At 68.1% G+C, this 21,035-nt stretch carries 17 protein-coding genes; 7 read left to right on the top strand and 10 right to left on the bottom strand.

All coding sequences use genetic code 11. The features are described 5' to 3' along the window. Nucleotides 1-39: 39 nt before the first annotated feature. The 10 genes from QE360_RS16935 to paoA all read right to left on the bottom strand — a co-directional run bounded on the left by QE360_RS16935 (nucleotide 40) and on the right by paoA (nucleotide 13,630). Nucleotides 40-1,599 carry a DHA2 family efflux MFS transporter permease subunit gene (locus QE360_RS16935; protein WP_309703452.1) on the bottom strand — a complete coding sequence of 520 codons (1,560 nt, stop codon included), beginning with the start codon at nucleotides 1,597-1,599 and terminating at the stop codon, nucleotides 40-42. Further along, nucleotides 1,599-2,768, bottom strand: coding sequence for an efflux RND transporter periplasmic adaptor subunit (locus tag QE360_RS16930; protein ID WP_309703451.1), 1,170 nt, complete (start codon nucleotides 2,766-2,768; stop codon nucleotides 1,599-1,601). Before QE360_RS16930 ends, QE360_RS16935 begins: the two co-directional genes overlap by 1 nt. Next, nucleotides 2,765-4,168, bottom strand: coding sequence for an efflux transporter outer membrane subunit (locus QE360_RS16925; RefSeq protein WP_309703449.1), 1,404 nt, complete (start codon nucleotides 4,166-4,168; stop codon nucleotides 2,765-2,767). The genes QE360_RS16930 and QE360_RS16925 overlap by 4 nt, the downstream gene beginning before the upstream one ends. Then, complete coding sequence (locus QE360_RS16920; RefSeq protein WP_307098002.1) at nucleotides 4,165-4,617, bottom strand: MarR family winged helix-turn-helix transcriptional regulator; 453 nt, start codon at nucleotides 4,615-4,617, stop codon at nucleotides 4,165-4,167. Before QE360_RS16920 ends, QE360_RS16925 begins: the two co-directional genes overlap by 4 nt. Before the next feature lie 115 nt (nucleotides 4,618-4,732). Then, a complete protein-coding gene (locus QE360_RS16915; RefSeq protein WP_309703445.1) occupies nucleotides 4,733-7,222 on the bottom strand; it encodes a glycoside hydrolase family 9 protein in 2,490 nt (829 codons plus the stop codon). A gap of 357 nt (nucleotides 7,223-7,579) precedes the next feature. Beyond that, the gene (locus QE360_RS16910; RefSeq protein ID WP_309703443.1) at nucleotides 7,580-8,215 is read right to left on the bottom strand and encodes a tetratricopeptide repeat protein; all 636 of its coding nucleotides are present in this window, start codon (nucleotides 8,213-8,215) and stop codon (nucleotides 7,580-7,582) included. Nucleotides 8,216-8,319: 104 nt separating this feature from the next. Further along, complete coding sequence (locus QE360_RS16905) at nucleotides 8,320-9,681, bottom strand: cation:proton antiporter (protein WP_309703441.1); 1,362 nt, start codon at nucleotides 9,679-9,681, stop codon at nucleotides 8,320-8,322. 129 nt (nucleotides 9,682-9,810) lie between these two features. Continuing rightward, nucleotides 9,811-12,021 (bottom strand): aldehyde oxidoreductase molybdenum-binding subunit PaoC, encoded by a 2,211-nt coding sequence (gene paoC / locus QE360_RS16900; RefSeq protein WP_309703439.1) that lies wholly within the window; start codon nucleotides 12,019-12,021, stop codon nucleotides 9,811-9,813. After that, nucleotides 12,018-12,968: a xanthine dehydrogenase family protein subunit M gene (locus tag QE360_RS16895; protein WP_309703437.1), complete on the bottom strand. Its 951-nt coding sequence runs from the start codon at nucleotides 12,966-12,968 to the stop codon at nucleotides 12,018-12,020. Before QE360_RS16895 ends, paoC begins: the two co-directional genes overlap by 4 nt. Then, nucleotides 12,965-13,630, bottom strand: coding sequence for an aldehyde dehydrogenase iron-sulfur subunit PaoA (gene paoA, locus QE360_RS16890; protein ID WP_405052636.1), 666 nt, complete (start codon nucleotides 13,628-13,630; stop codon nucleotides 12,965-12,967). The genes QE360_RS16895 and paoA overlap by 4 nt, the downstream gene beginning before the upstream one ends. Before the next feature lie 150 nt (nucleotides 13,631-13,780). Between paoA and QE360_RS16885 the strand changes: the two genes are divergently transcribed. The 7 genes from QE360_RS16885 (at nucleotide 13,781) to QE360_RS16855 (ending at nucleotide 20,885) form a co-directional block, all read left to right on the top strand. Continuing rightward, a complete protein-coding gene (locus tag QE360_RS16885) occupies nucleotides 13,781-14,338 on the top strand; it encodes a sigma-70 family RNA polymerase sigma factor (RefSeq protein ID WP_309703433.1) in 558 nt (185 codons plus the stop codon). Then, complete coding sequence (locus QE360_RS16880) at nucleotides 14,335-15,024, top strand: anti-sigma factor domain-containing protein (protein WP_309703431.1); 690 nt, start codon at nucleotides 14,335-14,337, stop codon at nucleotides 15,022-15,024. Before QE360_RS16885 ends, QE360_RS16880 begins: the two co-directional genes overlap by 4 nt. 216 nt (nucleotides 15,025-15,240) lie before the next feature. Further along, nucleotides 15,241-15,624 carry a hypothetical protein gene (locus QE360_RS16875; RefSeq protein WP_307098011.1) on the top strand — a complete coding sequence of 128 codons (384 nt, stop codon included), beginning with the start codon at nucleotides 15,241-15,243 and terminating at the stop codon, nucleotides 15,622-15,624. A 133-nt stretch (nucleotides 15,625-15,757) separates the two neighbouring features. Then, nucleotides 15,758-15,970, top strand: a complete 213-nt coding sequence (locus QE360_RS16870) for a cold-shock protein (RefSeq protein ID WP_307098012.1) — start codon at nucleotides 15,758-15,760, stop codon at nucleotides 15,968-15,970. Nucleotides 15,971-16,042: 72 nt separating this feature from the next. Next, nucleotides 16,043-16,234 (top strand): hypothetical protein, encoded by a 192-nt coding sequence (locus QE360_RS16865; RefSeq protein WP_307098013.1) that lies wholly within the window; start codon nucleotides 16,043-16,045, stop codon nucleotides 16,232-16,234. Between the two features lie 88 nt (nucleotides 16,235-16,322). Next, nucleotides 16,323-17,939 carry a DUF5597 domain-containing protein gene (locus QE360_RS16860; RefSeq protein WP_309703428.1) on the top strand — a complete coding sequence of 539 codons (1,617 nt, stop codon included), beginning with the start codon at nucleotides 16,323-16,325 and terminating at the stop codon, nucleotides 17,937-17,939. Nucleotides 17,940-18,116: 177 nt separating this feature from the next. After that, nucleotides 18,117-20,885, top strand: coding sequence for a DUF3857 domain-containing protein (locus tag QE360_RS16855; protein WP_309704219.1), 2,769 nt, complete (start codon nucleotides 18,117-18,119; stop codon nucleotides 20,883-20,885). The last annotated feature ends 150 nt before the right edge of the window (nucleotides 20,886-21,035 follow it).

Raw genomic sequence — 21,035 nt, 5'->3', positions numbered from 1 at the left:
TTCGGGCTGCCACCTCCCCTTACAGGGGAGGAATTACCATCAATCCGCCGCGATCGGGCCGTCATGCGGCTTGGGTCGCCGGGTGAACCAGGTCAGCGCCGCCAGCACGATGCACAGCCAGGCCGACACATAGAAGATGTCGGTCGAGGCGAGCAGATAGGCCTGGCCGACCATCTGCCGGGTGACGGCGGCGGCGGCCTGGGTATCGGTCAGGCCGAGATGGTTGAGCCCGGTCCGGGCCATCTGCCACACCGGGTTCTGGCCGATCGCCTCGGACAGATGCGCTTGGTGCAGCGCCTCGCGCCGGTCCCACATCGTCGTCGTCAGCGACGCGGCAAAGCTGCCCGCCGTGATGCGCGCGAAATTGGAAATGCCGGTCGCCGACGGAATGCGATGCTGGGGCACGCCGTCCAGCGCGATGGTCAGCATCGCAAGGAAGAAGGTGCTCATCGCGATCCCCTGCACCATCAGCGGCAGGACGAAGTCGCCGAAGCTGGCCGAGGTGTTGAGCCCCGAGCGCATCCAGTAGGACAGGCCGAAGGCGGCAAAGGCGATGGTCGCCATGATCCGCGCATCGACCTTGCCCGACAGCCGCGCGACGATGGGGGTGAGGACCACCGCCACCGCCCCGCTGGGCGCGGCGACCAGCCCCGCCCAGGTCGCGGTATAGCCGAGCTGAGTCTGGAGCCAGAGCGGCAGCAGCAGCGTGTTGGCGAAGAACACCGCATAGCCCAGGCAGAAGGCCAGCGTCCCGATGCTGAAATTGCGCCCCTTGAACAACGACAGGTCGACCGCCGGATTGGCGTCGGTCAGTTCCCAGATCAGCCATGCGACGAAGCCGACGATGGCGATCACCGTCATCACCACGATCCGGGTCGAATGGAACCAGTCGTCATTCTTCCCCAGGTCGAGCATCATCTGGAGCGCCCCGACCCAGACGACCAGCATGATGAGGCCGACCTTGTCGATCGGCAGGTTGCGGGTCGGCGTTTCCCGGCTCGACAGGCCGCGCCAGCAGACACCGGCGCAGAACAGGCCGACCGGCACGTTGATCAGGAAGATCCAGCTCCAGTGATAATTGTCGGAGATGTAGCCACCCAGGATCGGCCCCATGATCGGCGCGACCAGCGTCGTCATCGACCAGATGCCGAGCGCGGTCGAGCGTTTCTGCGGCGGGAAGATCGAGATCAGCAGCGCCTGGCTGCCCGGGATCATCGGCCCCGACACCGCGCCCTGTAGCACGCGGAAACCGATCAGCGAGGACAGGTCCCATGCGATCCCGCACAGGAAGGACGCGATGGTGAACAGGAAGACCGAGACGCAGAAGGTCCGCACCACCCCGAACTTGCCCATCAGCCAGCCGGTCAGCGGCACCGCCACGCCGTTGGCGACGGCGAAGGCGGTGACGACCCAGGTCGAGTTGTCCGAGCTGACGCCCAGATTGCCCGCGATGGTGGGCAGCGAGACGTTGGCGATGGTCGAATCGAGCACCTGCATGAAGGTGCCCAGCGCCAACGCGAAGGCGATCAGCGCCAGCGAGGCGCCTTTCAGCGGAGCGGGGCCATCCCCCGCGCCCGCCTGGGGAGGGCCGCCCGCCATCAGCGATTGGCCGCGATGATCTGCGCGATCCGCGCCTCGATCGCGGGATCGTTGCCGTCGGTCGCGGGGGTGCGATAGGTCTGGCTGGCGGGCGCGCCGATGCGCGGACCGCGCTGGTCGGCGGTGTCGACCGTGACGGTCGCCGACAGGCCGACGCGCAGCGGGTTCTGGCGAAGCTCATTGGCGTCCAGCCCGATCCGCACCGGCACGCGCTGGACGATCTTGATCCAGTTGCCGCTGGCATTTTGCGGCGGCAGCAGCGCGAAGGCGTTGCCGCTGCCCGCGCCCAGGCCGATCACCTTGCCGTGATAGACGATCTTGCCGCCATAGATGTCGGCGACGATCGTCGCGGGCTGGCCGATCCGCAGGTCCTTCAGCTGGGTTTCGCGGAAATTGGCGTCGACCCAGAGCCGGTCGAGCGGCACCACCGCCATCAGCGGGGTTCCGGCGGCGACCTGCTGGCCGACCTGCACGGTGCGCTGCGCGACGACGCCGGTGATCGGCGCGACGACGTGCATATGGCTGCGCGCGATGGCGGCGCGGCGATAGGCGGCGATCGCGGCGAGGACCGACGGGTTGGTCGATACCTCGGTTCCCTGCACGGCGGTCCGCGCCTGCGCCGCCTGGGCGCGGGCGAGGTTCAGGTTGGCGGTCGCGACCTTCACCGCGTCGGCGGCGTGCGACAGCTCCTCGCCCGACACGGCCCCCTCGGCGGCGGCACCCCGGCGGCGGGCATAATCGGCCTGCGCCTGGGTCAGTTCGGCCTGCGCCTGGACGATGGCCGCGCCACTCTGGTTGACCTTGGTGAAGTCCGCCCGCGTCGCGCGGACCGCGCGCGCCAGCTCGGCGGCGGCCGAGGCCAGGCCGACATCGGCGGTGGCGGGGTCCAGGTCGATCAGCGGCGCGCCCTGCTTCACCGTCTGGGTGTTGTCGGCATGGATGGCCAGCACCGTGCCCGGATCGCGCGCGGTGATCGCCACCACATCGCCCGCGACATAGGCGTCGTCGGTCTCTTCCTCGGGCTTGGCGAGCAGGAAGTGGAACACGGCCCAGATGATCGCGGCGATCACCACGACGACCGCCAGGATGGTCAGGCCGGTCTTGCGCGCCCTGGGCTTGCCGGCGGGCGCGGGCGCGGGGGAGGGGGCGGCGGTGGCGGTGTCGCTCATCGGGGCGTGCTTTCGGTGGAAGGGGAGAAACCGCCGCCCAGGGCGACGGCCAGCGCGATCCGCGCCTGGACCGCGTCGGCGGCGAGATTGGCGTCGGCCTGATCGGCCTCCAGCTGGCGGATATCGGGGTCGATCAGCCCCAGTTGCGATTGCAGCCCGCTCGATACGCGAATGGCGTTCAGGCGGCGCGTCTCGGCCAGTCCGCGCGTGACCTCGCTCTGGCGGGCGCGCTCGGTGGCGAGGGTGCGGCTGCGCGTCACCGCATCGGCGGCCTCGCGCACCGCGCCGACGACCCGGTCGTTATAGTCGGCGGTCGCCAGGTCGAGCGCGGCGGTGGCGCCGGCCAAGCCCGCGCGAAGCCGTCCGCTGTCGAAGATCGGCAGGTGGATGGCGGGCCCGGCGCCGACGGTCCCGGCATCGGCGGTGAACAGATTGCCCAGCCCGACCGCCTGGAACCCCGCCAGCGCCATCAGATTGACATTGGGCAGGAACGCCTTGCGCGCGACTTCCTGCCCGCCCTTCGCTGCTTCGATCCGGGCGAGCGCGGCGGCGATGTCGGGACGACGGGACAGCAGGTCGGCGGGCACGATCCCCGGCATGGGGAGCGCGGTGTCGAGCGCGATCCGCGTCGGCGCGATCGTCGCGGGATAGTCGAGGCCCCGCCCGGCCAGCGCCGCCAGCGCGTTGCGTGCCAGCGCCGCCTGTGCCTCGGCCCTCGCCAACGCGACCCGCGCCTGGGCGAGCAAAGTCTGCGCGCTGCTGGCGTCGAGCTGGCTGGCGAGGTGGTTGCGGATGCGCGCCTGCACCAGCCCCAGCGAGCGGGTGCGCGTATCGATGGTCCGGCGCGCGATCGCCGCCTGACGCTCGGCACGGGCGAGTTCGACATAGGTCTGCGCGACCGATCCCGCGAGCGCGAGCCGCGCCGCCGTCACGTCGAGCATCGCCGCGCGGGTGGAAGCGCGCGCCGCCTGGATCGCGGCGGCCTGTCGCCCGAACAGGTCGATCGTCCAGTTCAGACTGGCCTGTGCCTGCCCCAGCCACTGGGTCGTGCCCGCATAGGGTGGCGGGATGGTATAGCGGCCCGAGATGCGGCTATATTGCTCCTGCGCGTCGAGCGACACGGCGGGGCCGTCCTCCGCCCGGCGGCTGGCCAGCACCGACTCGGCCTGGCGCAGTCGCGCCATCGCGATCTCCAGCGACGGATTGCCGGACAGCGCATCGCCGACGATCCGGTCGAGCTGCGGATCGCCCAGCCCATGCCACCACTCGGTCGCCACTAGCGGCGCCTGCGCGGTGCCCAGACCCAGCGTGTCGGGCGCGACGGGAGCGACGGCGGGATGCGCCTGCGGCACCGAACAGCCCGCCAGCAGAAGGGCGGTGAGGAATGCCGACCGCTTCATGCCTGGGTCTCCAGACGGTCGCGAAGCCTGAGGAGAAGGGCGACGAGCTGGTCGGCATCCTCCTGCGACCAGTCGGCCATCCAGTCGTTCCACAGGGTGACGACCTTCACCTTGCAGCGTTCCGCGACGATGCGCCCGGCCTCGGTCAGCGCGAGGCGGACGACCCGCCGATCGGATGTGCAGCGGCGGCGCGCGATCAGGCCGCGCTCCTCCAGCGTGTCGATGATCCGCGTCGTCGCGCCGGTATCGTGGCACAGGTGGCGCGACATCTCCGCCGCCGTCTCCCCGAAACCGCAGAGCAGCGTCATCAGCGCGCTCCACTGGACATGGGTGACTTCCTCATCCTGAAAGATCGGCTCCATCCCGATCCGGGCGAGCTGGAACACGCGCTTGGTCAAATAACCGACCGAGCGTTCGGGATCGAAATGGGCAGTATCTTGGTGAGCCATATGACTGCCATGGCAATAGCTGCCACGGCAGTCAATTTAGGGATGCCATCATGACGTATTTGTCATGACGGAGCGGGGGCGAAGGGCGAGACGATCGCGTCTCGCCCCGTTCGGGTCAGCGGGTTTCGCGGGTCGCCGCGATCGCGGCATTGGCGGCGAGGATATAGGCCGAGGTGGTCGCGACCGTATATTCATTCTCGAACCACAGGAACGGCCAGTCGGTCTTCAACTCGGGGAAGTCCGGCTTCACGATCAGCACGCCCGGCACCAGCCCGCCGGGGATGAAGCCGTAATCGGCGCGGTTGTGGCCATAGCCGATCAGCTTGGACGCGGTGCCCACCGTCGAGACGAGGGACAGGTTGTTCGCCGGGTGCCGCCCCAGCACATAGTCGATCGCGTTCAGCGTGTATTCGGTCCCGACGATCTCCGGGAACGCCTTGTGCATCAGGTACATGTTCGATCCGAACGCAACGACCTGATGCGATCCGGCCCAATTGGCCTCGCTGATCGGCACGCCGAAGGGGTTTTTGGCCAGATCGGCATCGAGCTTCGCCTTGGCCCGCCGGACCAGCGGCACCAGTGCGGCCCGGTACTTGGCGTCCATGAAGGGCAGGGCGCGGATCGCCGAGGCCCCGACCCATTCGAAGCTCTTGCCCACCACCGGCATCAGCGCGCGGAGGCGATCGGCATAGACGCGGTCGCCCTTGCTGGTGATCAGCATTTCCACCGTCGCGCCGACATTGGCGCCCTCCGCCGACCAGGGCGATCCCGAATCGTCACGCCCGTCGCCCGCCTTGACCGGGCCCTTTTGCTGGCGGGACCACAGCGTCTTGGCGGCATCCCATGCCTCGGCCGCCATGGTCGGGTCGCTGTCGGCCAGCGCCCGCGAGGCGGCGGCCAGCGCGCCCGCCACCGCCAGATTGTTGGCGGGCAGATCGGTGGTGAAGGCCCAGCGATCGTCCTGCGCGCCCGACGACCCGCCACGCCGCTCGGTTACGCCCAGCGAGGCGTCATAGGTCAGATTGTCGGTCTGGGACCCCGCATCGCCCAGATGGGCATATTGCCGCTGGACGGGATCGATGATGCCGACGATCGCATGGCCGAACACCTTGTACTGGGCGAGCAGTTGCAGCGCGCCGTGGCGGATCTGCTGGAGCGCGTCCTGCTGGCCGTCGGGCTTGCGGATCTCGACCGCGCGAGCGGTCTCGTCCACGCTCGTCTCGTCCCAGTCGAGTCCATAAAGCTCGCGTCCCCAGGCCAGATCGCGGACCACGGCGGCGTTTTGCGGCGTCTGGATGTCGTAATCGCCCGCATCCTGGAAGCCGCCGACGTTCAGCCCCGGAATATGCTCGCCCGGCTTGAACGGCGAATCGAGGGTCGGACCCATCTTATAGCCGTCGAAATGGACGTGATTGGCCGGCGCCTGGCGCGCATCGTCCAGATGCGAGGGGGCGGACCAGACGCGATATTGTTCGCGAATGCCGACATGGTCCATCTGCTCGGCGATGAAGGTGTCGAGCGAGGTCTGCCAGATGCGGTCATAGGCGTCGGGCGCAATGCGGAAGGGGTTGGTCACCTGGCCACCATAGGAAATGGCATAGACGCCCGGTTCGCGGACCTGCGAGAAGTCGAAGGCGGCGTAGTCATAACGCATCCAGCGCCCGCGTGGGGTGACGCGGCTGCGCAGCACCGATTGCCGGGTTCCGTCGGCGGCCAGGCGGACGAGTTCGGCCTCGGCGGGGGCGGAGCCGTGCGGATCGGTCTCGATCAGCGCGACTTTGGATCGGCCCGGCGTATAGCCCGCCTGGTTGAACGAGACGACCGGCGCGCGGACCCAGTCCTTCACGACATTGGGACGGACATGCCAGACGACGGCATTCTCCTTGGCCCCGGCCGCGATCAGCGAGCGGACGACGAACCAGCCATTCTGCGCCCGGTTGCGCGCGTCATAGAGTTCCAGCGCCCCGGCGTCCGAGGTGATGGTGACGCGGGTCAGCGGATCTTCGGGCGACAGGGTGATCGACCTGCCCCCGGCGGCCAGCGGCATCGGATCGCCCGACCCATCCTTGCGCATCGGCCCCGTGGCGTGACGTGGGAACAGGCCCGGCGCGCTGTCCATCAGATAGGTCTTCCCGAAATAGCTGGTCGGCAGGAAATCGAGGTTGAACCCCGCCTTGCCCGCCAGCGCCGCGGGCAGCGGCTTGTCGAGGTCGACCGCGATGCGAAACCCGTCGCCCTCCGCCGTCACCTTCACCCGATAACCCAGATCGACGTCCTTATAGGTGGATCGGACCACCACCTGATTGGGCTCGGTCCCGCGCGTCCGGCTGATGAAGGCGGGGACCGGGTCCCATTGTTCGGGCGTGCGGTTCAGCCGCACCGCGCCATCGGTCGCGATCCGTTCGCCATGCAGGACGATCTGGAGCCCGGCATTCTTCTCGTCGAAGAAGATCGGGCTGAACTGGTTCTGGTCGAGCATGACGGTCAGCCCCTGGCGCTCGAGCGTCTCCGCCGGGGTGACGGCCAGCGACTGTGCCCGGACCGCCTGGGCCCCGGCGATCACGCTGGCCGAGGCCAACAAGGCAATCCCCATCCGTTTCAGCATATCCCCTCCTAGTAGCGCTATCATTTCCGAATGCGGAAGCGGCGCCCGGACGGAGAGTCCGTCCCGCATTCCGCGTCCCGCATGCCGGGGCCTTTATGGCCTCGCGGCGCGGGCAATCTGTGGCAGATTGTTGGATTAAACAACGGAAAAGTGGAGGGTTATCCTGCATCAGCCAAAGGGGCGGCACGGGCTATGTCCAGCCGGTGCAACGGGCCGCAGGGGGTGTGAGTATAACGCTCACATGATTGGGCGTGAGACGACCCAAGGCCACGAAAAAAGGGCAGGAACGGATCGCCGCTCATGCCCCTGTGTATCGAGGAGGGGGCCGGACGCCGCGATGCGGCATACGGCTGGGGATCAGGGTTGCGACTTGTAGCGCGGCTGGGCGCGTCCGGCTTCGTCGGCGGCCTGGCGGATCAGCGCGATGTTGCGCTTGATCGAGGCGGCCAGCGCCGCGCGCACGGCTTCGTCGGCATCCGAACCGGCGGGCACGTCGCGCAACAGCGCCAGCCAGTCGCCCACCGCTTCGTCATGCTGGCCCTTCAGATCCTTTTCCATCGCGAAATAGAAACGCGCGCGCGCATCGCGCGGATCGAGCGCCAGCGCCTTGCGAAAGGCTTCGGCGGCGGGGGCGGGGAGGTCGGCGGAGTTGGACTTGGTCGTCTGCATCACCGCTTCGCCGAGCGCCGACCAGGCGGTCGACTGGTTGGGATCGATCGCCAGCGAGGCGCGATAGGCGGCGGCGGCCTCGTCGAAGCGGCGGGCGGCGAGCATCGCATCGCCCAGGCGCTTCTGGGCGGCGGCATCGCCGGGCGCCTTGGTCGCGGCGGCCTGCGCGGCGGCGGGGGCTATGGCGGGGGCCGGGCGGTCGACGAAGACGGGGGCGGGCTCGGCCTTGTCGACCGGGCGGCGCAGCAGCACCATGGCGATGAACGCCAGAAGGGCCAGCACGAGCACAATGCCCGCAATGACGAAGAATTTGCCCCGTTTCATCTGATGGATCCTGTTGGAATGGGTCGGCCGCGCCCTTCTGGGTCAATCCCGTTGACAGACTGTAAACGAAACGGGGCGTGGCGATGCGGTGACAGCCTTCGCCGTCAGACGCGGGCGCCTTTCAGCGTCTCCATCTCGCCCATCACCCGCGCCTGGCGGCCATAGACCAGCTCGAACAGCGGGCTGGCCATCATCGTCGTCACGATCGCCATCAGCACCAGCATCGAGAACAGCGCGGGGCCGATAATCCCCTTCTGCAACCCGATATTGATGATGATCAGCTCCATCAGCCCGCGCGAGTTCATCAGCGCGCCGATGCCCATCGCGGTCCGGTTGTCCTCGCCGCACACCCGCGCCGCGAGATAGCAGGCGCCGAACTTCGCCGCGATCGATGCGGCCAGGATGCCCAGCGCGATCAGCAGCAGCGGGAGGGAATTGACCATGTCCATCCGGGTATTGAGCCCCGAATAGGTGAAGAACATCGGCAGCAGCAGGACGACGGCCAGCGGCTCGACCTTCTTCTTCAGCTCGGCGACGAACAGTCCGCGCGGCATGAAGACGCCCAGGATGAAGCCGCCGAAAATGCCGTGAACCCCGATCGCATCCATGATGAAGGCCGAGATGCAGAAGGCCATCAGCGTGATCGCCAGCACGTTCATGCTCATCTCGCCCCGCGCCTCGACCGCGCGGCCGAGCGGGGCGAGGATGCGGCGGCCGAACAGGATCAGGAAACCGACATAGAGGATCGCGCCGCCGATCGCCAGGATCGCGACCCCGCTGCCCCCGCCGAACGTCGCCAGCACCACGGCCAGCACGCACCAGGACGTTGCGTCATCGAACGCCCCCGCCGCCAGCGACAGGGTGCCCAGCGGACTGTCGGCCAGCCCGCGCTCGTTGATGATCCGCGCCAGCATCGGAAAGGCGGTCAGTGCGATGCAGGCGCCCATGAACAGCGTCGCATTGGCCTGGCTGATTCCCGGCGCGAACAGCCCCGGTACGGTCAGCAGCGCAGGCGTGATGACCGCCGCGATCAGGAACGGCGCGATGACGCCCGAGGCCGACACCGCCATCGCGCTGCGCGCCTTGGACTGGAAATGGTCGAGCCGCAGGGTCAGGCCGACCAGGAACATGTAGAGCGCCACCCCGAGCTGCGCCCCGGCATAGAGGATGTTGCGCGTCTCCTTGGGGAAGATCGCGCCCTGAAGCTCGGGAAAGGCCAGTCCCAGCAGCGAGGGGCCCAGCACCACGCCCGCGATCATTTCCCCCACGACCGGCGGTTGCGCCAGGAAACGCTGCCCCAGCCATCCGACGATGCGGCAGGCGAACAGGATGACGGCGAGTTGCAGGAAGAAATGGATGCTGAAGTCGCCGGGGGCATAGCTGGCCGCCGCCGCTGCGGTCGCCGGGCCATGCGGCGACAATATGCCCCCCGCCGTCTGCCAAAAACTGTCGATCGCGTCGTTCATATCGCCCTGCCGAGCCCCCTCCTGCCATCCGTTCCCCTTTGGGGAGCGGTATCATCATGACCTTAGCGGGGCAGACCATGCTCTGCATAGGTCCTGACGATATCAGGCGAAGGGGAAGCCGACGGTCGATCACGCCATGGCGGGCAGCCGGTCGAGATGCTTTTCCAGCGTCAGCGGATAGTCGCGAATGCGCACGCCGGTCGCGTTATAGACCGCATTCGCCACCGCCGCGCCTACCCCGCACAGGCCCAGCTCGCCCACCCCCTTGGCCTTCATCGGATTGGCCTTGTCATCGGCTTCCTCCAGCAAGACGACCTCCTGATGCGGGATGTCGGCATGGACCGGCACCTCATAACCGGCCAGGTCGTGGTTGACGAAGAAGCCGAAACGCTTGTCGACCGCCAGTTCCTCCATCAGCGCCGAGCCCACGCCCATCGTCATCGCGCCGATCACCTGGCTGCGTGCCGATTTGGGATTGAGGATGCGGCCCGCCGCGCAGACCGCCAGCATCCGGCGCAGGCGGGTGACGCCGGTATAGGCGTCCACCCCGACCTCGACGAAATGCGCGCCGAAGGTCGACAGCTGGTATGTCTTGTCGAGGTCGCCGAACTCGATCCGGTCCTCGGCGGACAGCGGACCGGCGGCGACGGCGTCGCGCAGCGCGACCGATCGGTTGCCGCTCGTGACCTTGCCCTCTGCAAAGCTGAGGTCGGCCGAGTTGAAGCCCAGCCGCTGCGCGATCGCCTCGCGCAGCTTGACGCACGCGGCATAGACCCCGGCCGTCGCATTGGCCGCGCCGAACTGCCCGCCCGAGCCCGCCGATACGGGATAGGCGGAATCACCCAGCCGGACATCGACCCTGTCCATCGGCACGCCCATCATCTCGGCGGCGGTCTGGGCGATGATCGTATAGCTGCCGGTGCCGATATCGGTCATGTCGGTTTCGACGACGAGGCGGCCGTCCTTGCCCAGCGTGACCCGTGCGGCCGACTTCATGTTCATGTGATTGCGAAAGGCGGAGGCGACGCCCATGCCAACCAGCCAGCGTCCGTCGCGGACCTGGGCGGGCTTGGCGCTGCGCCGCGACCAGCCGAAACGCTGCGCCCCTTCCTCCAGACAACGCACCAGCTGGCGCTGCGAAAAGCGGCGCTCGGGCTTTTCGGGATCGACCTGGGTGTCGTTCTTCACGCGGAAGGCGACCGGGTCCAGCCCCAGCTTCTCGGCCATTTCGTCCATGGCGATTTCCAGCGCCATCATGCCGGGCGCCTCGCCGGGCGCGCGCATCGCATTGCCTTCCGGCAGGTTGAGCACCGCGAGCCGCATCGAGGTCAGGCGGTTGGGACCGGCATAGAGCAGCTTGGTCTGGTTGACCGCCGTTTCGGGGCCGCCGCCGGGCTGGTCGCCCGATCCGCTTTCATGCGCGATCGCCTGGATGCTGCCGTCCTTGCTCGCGCCGATCCGGATGCGCTGCGTGGTGGCGGGGCGGTGGGTGGCGTTGTTGGCCATCAGCGGCCGCTGCATCGCGACCTTGACCGGCCGCCCGACCGCCCTGGCGCCCAGCGCCGCCATCACCGCATCGGCGCGCAGGAACAGTTTTCCGCCAAACCCGCCGCCGACATAAGGAGAGATCAGCCGCACCTTCTCCTTGGGCAGACCCAGCGTCTTGGCAAGGTCGCCGCGCCCCCAGGCGATCATCTGGTTGGAGGTCCACACGGTCAGCTGGTCGCCGTCCCAGGATGCGATCGACGCGAACGGCTCCATCATCGCATGGCTGTGATCGGGCGTCGTATAGGTCGCGTCGAGCTGGACTGGAGCGGCGGCGAAGGCGCTCTCGAAACTGCCGGTCCGGTCGGCCTTGCCGGGCTTGCCCTCTTCGCCGCCGGTCAGCGGCGCGGTCTTCAGCGCATCGTCCAGATCATATTGGCCCTTGGCGCGTTCGTAATCGATGCGCACGAGGCCGGCGGCGGCGCGCGCCTGTTCGAAGGTCTCCGCGACGACGATGGCGATCGTCTGGTGATAATGGTCGATCTCGGGCCCGCCGAGCAGCTTGACGGTGTTGAAATTGCCCTTGTTCAGCTTGCCCGCATCGGCGGCGGTGGCGATGCCCAGCACGCCCGGCGCGCCGCGCGCATCGTCCAGGTTCATCGACCGGATGCGGCCCTTGGCGATGGCCGAACCGATGATCCAGCCATAGGCGGCATTCGGCGCCTCGGCATGATGCTCATAGGCGTAAGGGGCGGTGCCGGTGACCTTTTTCGGGCCGTCGATCCGGTCATGCGCCCGGCCGACCACGGCCATGCGGTCGATGGGGTTGGCGCCCGCAGGCTCGGTGAATTTCATGCGGTCCTCGCCTGGCTGATGACGGCCGCCAGCGTCCGTTCGACGAGCGGCACCTTATAGGCATTGTCCTGGGTGGGGCGGGCGTCGGCGAGCAGGGTCGCCGTCACCGCTTTGGCCCCTTGCGGCAAGGCGGCCTCCGCCGCCTCGACCCGCCAGGGCTTGTGCGCGACGCCGCCCACTGCGACCCGGCCGGTGCCATCCTTCTGGACGACGGCCGCGACCGAGACGAGCGCGAAGGCATAGGAGGCGCGGTCGCGCACCTTTTCATAGATATGCGTGCCGCCGATCGGGCGGGGTAGGGTGATCGCGGTGATCAGCTCGCCCGGTTGCAGCGCCGTCTCGATATGCGGGGTGCTGCCGGGCAGGCGGTGGAAGTCGGCGATGGGGATGGCGCGGGTCCGGCCGTCCGCATTCACCGTCTCGACCGTGGCGTCGAGCACCCGCATCGCGACGTTCATGTCGCTGGGGTTGGTGGCGATACAGTCGCTGCTCGCCCCCACCACCGCCAGCTGGCGCGAATAGCCGCCGATCGCGCTGCACCCGGTGCCGGGCTTGCGCTTGTTGCAGGCCATGTTGGTATCGTAGAAATAGGGGCAGCGCGTCCGCTGGAGCAGATTGCCCGCCGTCGTCGCCTTGTTGCGCAGCTGGCCGCTGGCCCCCGCGACGATCGCGCGCGACAGGACACCATAATCGCGCCGCACCCGATCGTCGGCGGCGAGCGCGGTGTTGGTCGCGAAGGCGCCGATACGCAGCCCGCCCTCCTTCGTCTTCTCGATCCGGTCGAGCCCCAGATCCTGGACGTCGATCAGGTGGGTCGGCGTCTCCACCTCGATCTTCATCAGGTCGAGCAGATTGGTGCCGCCCGCCAGGAACCTGGCACCCGGCCGCGACGCCGCGCGCGCCGCCGCGACCGCGTCCCTGGCGCGCTCATAGGTAAAGGCCTTCATGCCCTGGCTCCCGCGACTTCGGTCATCGCCTCGGCGATGTTGGAATAGGCGCCGCAGCGGCAGATATTGCCGCTCATCCGCTCGCGCATCTCGGCGCCGGTCGCCTGCGGACGCGCGGTGATGTCGGCCTGCACATGGCTGGGCACGCCGCGCTTGATCTCGTCGAGCACCCCGACCGCCGAGCAGATCTGGCCGGGCGTGCAATAGCCGCATTGATAGCCGTCATGCTTGACGAAGGCCGCCTGCATCGGGTGCAGCCGATCGGGCGTGCCCAACCCCTCGATGGTGGTGATCTCGTCGCCGTCATGCTGGAGCGCGAGCGAGAGGCAGCTGTTGATCCGCTGGCCGTTGACGATCACCGTACAGGCCCCGCACTGGCCATGGTCGCACCCTTTCTTGGTGCCGGTCAGGTGGAGATGTTCGCGAAGCGTGTCGAGCAGCGTGGTGCGCGGATCGAGCGACAGCGCGCGGTCCTTGCCATTGACCTTCAGGGTGACGGGCATGGTGGCGGGCTCTGGGGGCATGGTCGCCTTTCGGGGTTGCGCCTCGGCCGGGCTGTGCGCCGCCATCGCGGTTGCCGCGCCGCCGATCATGACGCCGCGTCGCGACACGGAAAATTCGCTCTTGTCCGCCACCGTCCTGCTCCCTTGGATTCCGGTCATCCGTCATCCGCGCGAAAAGGTCTCAGGACGCAACCGGCCCGGTCGACAGGCCAGCGCGGCTGGCGGTCATCATGTCACACAACGCGCCTAAGTCATTTTGGTGGCGTCCGAAAATATCATAGGATAGTTTGCCGCCAAAGGACCAGCATCATGGTGATCGAAGACGATAGCCGCTCGCGTCTCGCCGAGGCGCTGCTCCGCACCGCGCAGGAGGATCGCGCGGCCTTTCGGGAGGTGTATCGCCTGTCGTCGGCGCGACTGTTCGGCATCTGCCTGCGTATCTGCGGCGAGCGCCAGGCGGCCGAGGATGTGTTACAGGACGTCTATCTGACCGTCTGGAAACGCGCTGGCGGCTATGAGCCCGGACCCGCCAGCCCGCTGGCCTGGCTGGCGACGATTGCGCGCAACCGGGCGATCGACTGGCGGCGGGCGCATGGGCGGCACCGGGCCTCGCCGATCGACGAACAGCCGGTGCTGGTCGACGACGCCCCCATCGCCAGCACGGTCGTCGAGGATGCGCAGGAATCGCATCGCCTGGGCCGCTGCCTCGATGAACTGGAAGGGCGGTCGCGGGACGCCATCCGCACCGCCTTTTTCGACGGCTGCACCTATGCCGAACTGGCCGATCGGTCCGCCGTGCCGCTCAGCACCATGAAGACCTGGATCCGCCGCGGCCTGATCCGCCTGAAGGATTGCATGGAGCGATGACACCGCCACCGACCATGACGGGCGACGAACCCGACGCGATGGCCGCCGAACTGGCGCTCGGGCTGCTGGAGGGGGAGGAGCGGGCGACGGCGCTCCGCCGGATGCTGGCCGATCCCGGTTTCGCGGCCCAAGTGGCGTGGTGGCGCGACCGTTTCGCGCTCTGGTTCGAGGCCTGGCCCGAAGTCGCGGCTCCGGCGGACGGGCTCGCCCGGCTGGAAGCGACGATCTTCGGCGCGCCGCCGCAGCAGCGGTCGTCGGTCCGGCTGTGGCAGGGGCTGGCGGCGCTGTCGGGGCTGGTCGCGGCCTGTCTGTTGCTGTTCGTCGCCCTGCGCGGGCCCGAGGTGGCTTCGCCATCGCCGCTGTTGACGACGATCGTCGCGAACAACGGGGCCGGGCCGATCGCCGCACTCTATGACCCCGCGACCGGCCGCCTGTCGCTGGACGTCGCCAACCAGCGCCGGGCGGGGCGGAGCGCGCAGCTCTGGATCATCGGAGCGGACGGCGTGCCGCATTCGCTGGGCCTGATGGCGGATCGGGGTGCGACCCGGCTGGCCCTGTCTCGCGCGCTTCGCGACCGGATGCGGGTCGGGGCGACCATCGCCATCTCGATCGAGCCCGTTGGCGGCGCGCCGGGGCCGCTGCCCACCGGGCCGGTGGTGGCAACCGGCGCATGGACGCCGGTGTGACGGCAGAAACAGCGCGACGGGTGGGGGCGGACATGCTAGTCGGTGGCATCGCCGGTTTGACGACCGCAAGCGCTGGCGGCTGAGAGACCTTGTGCTCCCGCTTGTCGCGTCGGAGCAACCTGGTGATCCTTTTCCTCGACGGACCGGGCGGCGCATGATTGCACGCTTCGTGACCCGCTGGCTTCGGCGGCGCTATTGGCGGCGGATGGGCTGCCGATGAGCCGGCGCCCTTCGAGCATCGAAGACCATGACCGCGCCTATCGCGCGCTGATGGACGGCATCCGCGTGGTGGAGGAACGGATTGCGCCGCTATGGAGCGCCGACCGCCGGGGGCTGTCGGATCGCCACCATATTGTCCGCCACCGCGTGACCGCCAACGGCTTTCGCGAACTCGACGTGCTGCTGGCGCACTGGATCGGGCTGGTCGCCCGCCGGCCGGTCCGCATGACCGAGATCGACGGCTGGCGCGAAGCCCCGCAGGACGCGCGCGGCGCCGCCGAGATGGTCTATACGCCTGCCGAAATCCTGCGGATCGCGGGGGACTATCGGCTCGCCGCGCCGCCGCCCCGGATGGCGCATGGTTGCGGAATGGCGGCCTGATCCCCATATCGTCGGGGCTTTAGTCGCATATCGACGGTTCTCGGCGCTTTGCGGCCCCCTTTTCCTTCTTTCCCTGCTGCCCGGGCATCCGGGTCCGCCGATCCTCGGCAGACCGTGATCCGAAGGAAATATCATGAGCCAGAACGGCACCGTCAAATTCTTTAACATGGACAAGGGCTATGGCTTCATCGCGCCCGATAATGGCGGCACCGATGCCTTTGTCCATATCTCGGCGGTCGAGCGTGCGGGGATGATCACGCTCCAGCAGAACCAGCGTGTCGGTTACGAGCTGGAGCAGGATCGTCGCGGCAAGATGGCGGCGGTCAACCTGCAACCGGTCGACTGACGCGTATCGATGGCGGGGCCCGATAGTCCGGTCCCGCCTGTTCCTGATGTTGGTGTCGGAAAGGATCCTGCCATGCGTGATTCCGAACTCTATCAGCAGCGTGCGGCCGATTGCCGCGACCAGGCGGCGGCCTCCGACCTGGCCAATGTGCGCGAACGCTGTCTGCGCGCGGAGGCGGCCTGGTCCGCCATGGCGCAACGCTCGCTCCGCACCGAGGCCGCGCGCGACGCACGGGTCCAGACGGTGACCGCCATCTGCCCGTAAAGGGTGCCTCCGCTGGTTGATCCCCACCATCAAGCCGTGCACAAGCGCGCAAACGCGATCGATCGCGGATGATGGGAAGGGAAAAGTCATGCGCCGTGAACTGGTTACAGCTCTGTTGGCGCTGGCGGCGGCGGCTCCGGCGGGTGCCCAGTCGACCGAGATCCCCCGCATCGCGACCCGCGACGGTCGCCACGCGCTGATCGTCGATGGACGGCCTTTCCTGATGCTGGGCGGGCAGGTCAACAATTCGAGCAACTATGCCGCCGCCCTGCCGCAGGTCTGGCCGGTGCTCGACCGCATCCATGCCAATACCGTCGAGATCCCCGTAGCATGGCAACAGGTCGAGCCGGAGGAGGGGCGTTTCGACTTTTCCTTTGTACAGACCCTGCTCGACCAGGCGCGCGCGCATGACAAGCGGGTCGTGCTGCTGTGGTTCGGGACGTGGAAGAACACCTCGCCCGGCTATACCCCCGATTGGGTCAAGCTGGACAATCGCCGCTTTCCCCGGATGAAGACGCGCGACGGCAAGGACCATTACGTCCTGTCGCCGATGTTCCGTGCGACGTTGGAGGCGGACAAGCGCGCCTTCGTCCGGCTGATGACCTATCTGAAGGATCATGATCCGCAGAACACGGTCATCATGGTCCAGCCGGAAAACGAGGTCGGCAGCTATCGCAACCCGCGCGACTATGGACCGGAGGCGCAGCGGCTGTTCGCCGGGCCGGTCCCCGCCATGCTGGTCCGCCGCTTGGGCAAGCGGCCGGGCACGTGGAGCGCCGTGTTCGGGACGCAGGCCGACCGCGCCTTCAATACCTGGTACACCGCGCGTTTCATCGACGAGATCGCGGCGGCGGGCAAGGCGGTGAAGCCGCTGCCCATGTACGTCAACGCCGCGCTGGCGGGCCCCTCCAACGTGCCCGACCCCGACGGGGTGGCGAGTGGCGGGCCGCAGCAGGACGTGCTCGACATCTGGAAGGTCGCGGCCCCCGCCATCGATGCCGAGGCCCCCGATATCTATGACCGCGCCAGCGGCAATGTCGCGCTGTATCTCAAGGCCTTTGCCCGGCCCGACAATCCGCTGCTGGTGCCCGAGATCGGCAATGCGCGTGAGTTCGGCCGCTATTTCTACGACGCGCTGGGGCGCGGGGCGATCGGTTTTGCGCCGTTCGGCATGGATGACACCGGCTTCTTCAACTATCCGCTGGGCGCGACGAAGCTCGATGCGGCGACGCTCGATGCCTTTGCCGGGCCTTATGGCGCGGTGGCGGGGGTGATGTGCGACTGGGCGCGGCTGGCGTTCGAGCATCCGACCTGGGGCGCGTCCAAGCCCGACGACGGCGCCGACGTGAAGACGGTGATGGGCGACTGGTCGATCCAAGGCAGCTTCGGCCAGTGGCAGTTCGGCGAGAAGAGCTGGAGCTGGCTCAAGTCCGAGCCCGCCCCCTGGGGCAAGGAGCCGGTCGGCGGCCTGGCGGTGATCCAGCTGTCGCGCGACGAATTCCTGATGACCGCCGACCATGTCCGCGTCCGCTTCGAGCCCGCGACCCCCGATCCCAGGGCGATGGTGCTGCGGGTCGAGGAGGGGCATTTCGCGGAGGGGCGCTGGGTCATGGACCGGCTGTGGAACGGCGACCAGACCGATTACGGCATCAACATCGTCGATCGTCCCGTCGTCCTGAAGGTCGTCATGGGGCGCTATCGCTGACCCTGGCCGTGCGCGCGGACGGTTCAGGCGGCGCGGCTTATAAATATGTACCGGCATGACAATTTCGTCAGGCAAGAAAAATTTGCCTGTGCCGATTGAGGCGTCATGGAAAGTCGCTACGTTCGACCCCTTCTTGGGGTGGGGACGATAATGTTCGGACGTGCGTTACTGGTGACTATGCTGTTGTCGTCGGCAAGTGTTGTGCAGGGGAGCGACAAACCTCTTTACCAGCCGGTGCCGGACTGGGTGAAGCTGGCTCCCGCGCCCGATACCAAGAGTCTGACGGCGGACAGTCCCGCGACGCTGATCGCCGACGCGCAGGTGCGGCTGGGCGACGGGATGAGCTGGTCCTATTTCGAACAGGCCACGCGCGCCAATTCGGTCCAGGCGCTGTCGCAGGCAGGGACGATCAGCCTGTCCTGGCAACCCGCGCATGGCGATCTGATCATCCACGGCGTCGACATCATCCGCGACGGGGAGCGGATCGACGCGCTGAAAGGCAAGCAGTTCACCGTCCTGCGCCGCGAACAGGGGCTGGAGCGGATGTCGATGGACGGGATGCTCACCGCGACGCTGGCGGTCGAGGGGTTGCGGGAGGGCGACATACTCGATGTGCGCGCATCGCGTACCGTCAAGGACCCCAGCCTGATGGGCAACAGCATGGGCAATGCGCCGTTGCTGGCGCAGCCGGTCAAGATCGGCTTTTCGCGTGCGCGCCTGCTCTGGCCGCAGAAATCGGCGGTCCAGTGGCGCGCCTATCTGACCGGGGCCGATCCCGTGGTCGGCGATGCCAATGGCTGGCATGAACTGGTCTTCGCCCAGCCGTTCCCGCGCCAGCCCGACATCGCCCCGCAGGCGCCGGGGCGCTATGCACGACCCGGCTTTGTCGAGGCGTCGACCTTCGCTGACTGGCCGAGCGTGTCGAAGGTCGCGGTGACGCTCTACAAGACCGACGGACTGATCCCGGCGGGCAGCCCGCTCGCCGCCGAGGTCGCCCGGATCGCCGCCGCCGAAAAGGACCCCCGCCACCGCGTCGCCGCCGCCCTGGCGCTGGTGCAGGGCAAGGTCCGTTATCTGTTCAACGGCATGAATAACGGCAACTATGTCCCGCAGAAACCGGCCGAAACCTGGTCGCTTCGCTATGGCGACTGCAAGGCCAAGACGCTGCTGCTCCTCGCCATGCTCCACGAACTGGGGCTCGAGGCGGAACCCGCGCTCGCCAATATGGAGGGGGGCGACATGGTGTCGCGGCGGCTGCCGTCGTTCGCGGCGTTCAACCATATCTTCGTCGTCGCGACGGTCGGCGGCGACAAGCTGTGGCTCGACGGGACGGGCGCGGGCACGCAATATGAGGATCTGGGCGACAGCCTGCCGTTCCGCTGGGTCCTGCCGTTGCGGGCCGAGGGCGCGCAGCTGGTCGAAATGCCCAGTCGCGCCCCCGCCCGGCCCGAAATGGAGGCGACGCTCAATATCGACCAGCGCGGCGGCCTGAACATCGCCGCCCCCGCCGACATCCGCATGACTTTTCGCGGCGGTGTCGCCGGGCAGATCAAGACGTTGGCCAGCGGGCTCGACAAGCAGAAGCTGCGCGAATTGTTCGGCCATGTCGCCCCGCGCGTGGGGGAGGACCGCATCGTCCTGACCGACAGCAACGTCACGTTCGACGATGCGGCGGGCACGGCGACGGTGGCGCTGAGCGGGATCGCGAACCCGTCCTGGAATTACGCGCAGCGTCGCTATAGCGACCAGACCGAGAATTTCTCCAATCTCCGCCTGCCCGACCGCTCGCGCGAGGCATGGAAGGATGTTCCCGTCGCGACGGGCAATCCCAGCCATGCGCTGCTCACCTATTCGGTCCGCCTGCCCGGCGATGGACAGGGCTTCGAGATCGAAGGGCCCGCGACGCTCGACGCGGCGCTGCCCGGTGGGCGGGTCAAGACGACCACGACCCTGGCGGGCCCGTTGCTGACGGTGCGGACCGAACGCCTGACCAGCGGCGCGGAGATCGCGCCCGCCGACTTCCCGGCCGAACGGACGCGGCTGGCGGAGTTGCGCAACAAGCGGATGATGGTGCGGACCCAGCCCGGCTATCCCGGCCCGTGGCGCGGGATCGAGGCGGCACGGCGCGCGCATCTGTATGACACGGTGCTCCAGCGTTATGCCTCGCTGATCGCCGAGCGGCCCGACGATCCCGAACGCTATGCCGCCCGCGCGCAGTTCCAGAGCCATATCCTCGACCGCCAGCAGGCGCTGGCCGACTGGAACAAGGCGATCGCCATCCAGGCGAGCGCGCCCTATCTCTTCGACCGGGCCAATGTGCATCTGGCGCTGGGCGATCGGGCGGCGGCCATCGCCGACCTGAAGGCGGCGCGCGATCTGGACCCCGGCAATATCGGTTATCTCCAGCGTCTGGGCCTGGTGATGGCGCGGGCGGGGCAGGGCGATGCCGCGCTCGCGATGATCGAGCCGCAGGTCGAGGAAGGCGGCGAGAACCTGACCGGCGTCCTGATGGCCAAGGCCGAGGTGCTGGCGGCGGCGGGCAAGGGCGACGCCGCGCTGGCCGCGATCGACCAGGCGATGGAGCGCGAGCCCGACAATGGCCGCCTGCTCAACGAACGCTGCTGGACGGCGGGGACGCTGAACTTCGGGCTGGAAACCGCGCTGGCCAACTGCAATCGCGCGATCGAGATGGGCGGACAGATCAGCGCGATGGCGCTCGACAGCCGGGCGATGGTGTATTTCCGCCAGAACGACCAGGCGCGCGCGCTGACCGACCTGAACGCCGCGCTCGACCAGCGTCCCGAGAGCGCGGAGAGCCTGTTCATGCGCGGCGTCGTCCTGACCCGGCTGGGCAAGGCGAGCGAGGCCGCCGCCGATCTGCGCGACGCCCGGCTGCTCGATCCGCAGGTCGATGCGACCTATGCCCGCTGGGGGATCAAGCCCTGAACCTGAAACAGCGGGTCGGGCCTCCGCCATCGACCCGCCCCGCAACGCCGACAGCGTTTCTTCCAAGCCGGACGGTCCGCCGTCCGGCTTTTTTCGTGCATTCACCAATAAATAAAGAAATTTTCGATTGACTGAATATCGTATAATGTA

Origin of the sequence: Sphingomonas sp. SORGH_AS_0789, from assembly GCF_031453055.1 — a bacterium.
In the GTDB taxonomy this organism is placed as follows: Bacteria; Pseudomonadota; Alphaproteobacteria; order Sphingomonadales; family Sphingomonadaceae; genus Sphingomonas.
Note: the sequence above shows the minus strand (reverse complement) of the source record. Positions and strands in the feature narration are given on the sequence as shown.

What these genes read in the sequence shown, in the direction of transcription:
- QE360_RS16935 (WP_309703452.1), bottom strand. Translation starts at nt 1,599, where the DNA reads ATGGCGGGCGGCCCTCCCCAGGCGGGCGCGGGGGATGGCCCCGCTCCG.
- QE360_RS16930 (WP_309703451.1), bottom strand. Translation starts at nt 2,768, where the DNA reads ATGAGCGACACCGCCACCGCCGCCCCCTCCCCCGCGCCCGCGCCCGCC.
- QE360_RS16925 (WP_309703449.1), bottom strand. Translation starts at nt 4,168, where the DNA reads ATGAAGCGGTCGGCATTCCTCACCGCCCTTCTGCTGGCGGGCTGTTCG.
- QE360_RS16920 (WP_307098002.1), bottom strand. Translation starts at nt 4,617, where the DNA reads ATGGCTCACCAAGATACTGCCCATTTCGATCCCGAACGCTCGGTCGGT.
- QE360_RS16915 (WP_309703445.1), bottom strand. Translation starts at nt 7,222, where the DNA reads ATGCTGAAACGGATGGGGATTGCCTTGTTGGCCTCGGCCAGCGTGATC.
- QE360_RS16910 (WP_309703443.1), bottom strand. Translation starts at nt 8,215, where the DNA reads ATGAAACGGGGCAAATTCTTCGTCATTGCGGGCATTGTGCTCGTGCTG.
- QE360_RS16905 (WP_309703441.1), bottom strand. Translation starts at nt 9,681, where the DNA reads ATGAACGACGCGATCGACAGTTTTTGGCAGACGGCGGGGGGCATATTG.
- paoC (WP_309703439.1), bottom strand. Translation starts at nt 12,021, where the DNA reads ATGAAATTCACCGAGCCTGCGGGCGCCAACCCCATCGACCGCATGGCC.
- QE360_RS16895 (WP_309703437.1), bottom strand. Translation starts at nt 12,968, where the DNA reads ATGAAGGCCTTTACCTATGAGCGCGCCAGGGACGCGGTCGCGGCGGCG.
- paoA (WP_405052636.1), bottom strand. Translation starts at nt 13,630, where the DNA reads ATGACCGGAATCCAAGGGAGCAGGACGGTGGCGGACAAGAGCGAATTT.
- QE360_RS16885 (WP_309703433.1), top strand. Translation starts at nt 13,781, where the DNA reads ATGGTGATCGAAGACGATAGCCGCTCGCGTCTCGCCGAGGCGCTGCTC.
- QE360_RS16880 (WP_309703431.1), top strand. Translation starts at nt 14,335, where the DNA reads ATGACACCGCCACCGACCATGACGGGCGACGAACCCGACGCGATGGCC.
- QE360_RS16875 (WP_307098011.1), top strand. Translation starts at nt 15,241, where the DNA reads ATGAGCCGGCGCCCTTCGAGCATCGAAGACCATGACCGCGCCTATCGC.
- QE360_RS16870 (WP_307098012.1), top strand. Translation starts at nt 15,758, where the DNA reads ATGAGCCAGAACGGCACCGTCAAATTCTTTAACATGGACAAGGGCTAT.
- QE360_RS16865 (WP_307098013.1), top strand. Translation starts at nt 16,043, where the DNA reads ATGCGTGATTCCGAACTCTATCAGCAGCGTGCGGCCGATTGCCGCGAC.
- QE360_RS16860 (WP_309703428.1), top strand. Translation starts at nt 16,323, where the DNA reads ATGCGCCGTGAACTGGTTACAGCTCTGTTGGCGCTGGCGGCGGCGGCT.
- QE360_RS16855 (WP_309704219.1), top strand. Translation starts at nt 18,117, where the DNA reads ATGCTGTTGTCGTCGGCAAGTGTTGTGCAGGGGAGCGACAAACCTCTT.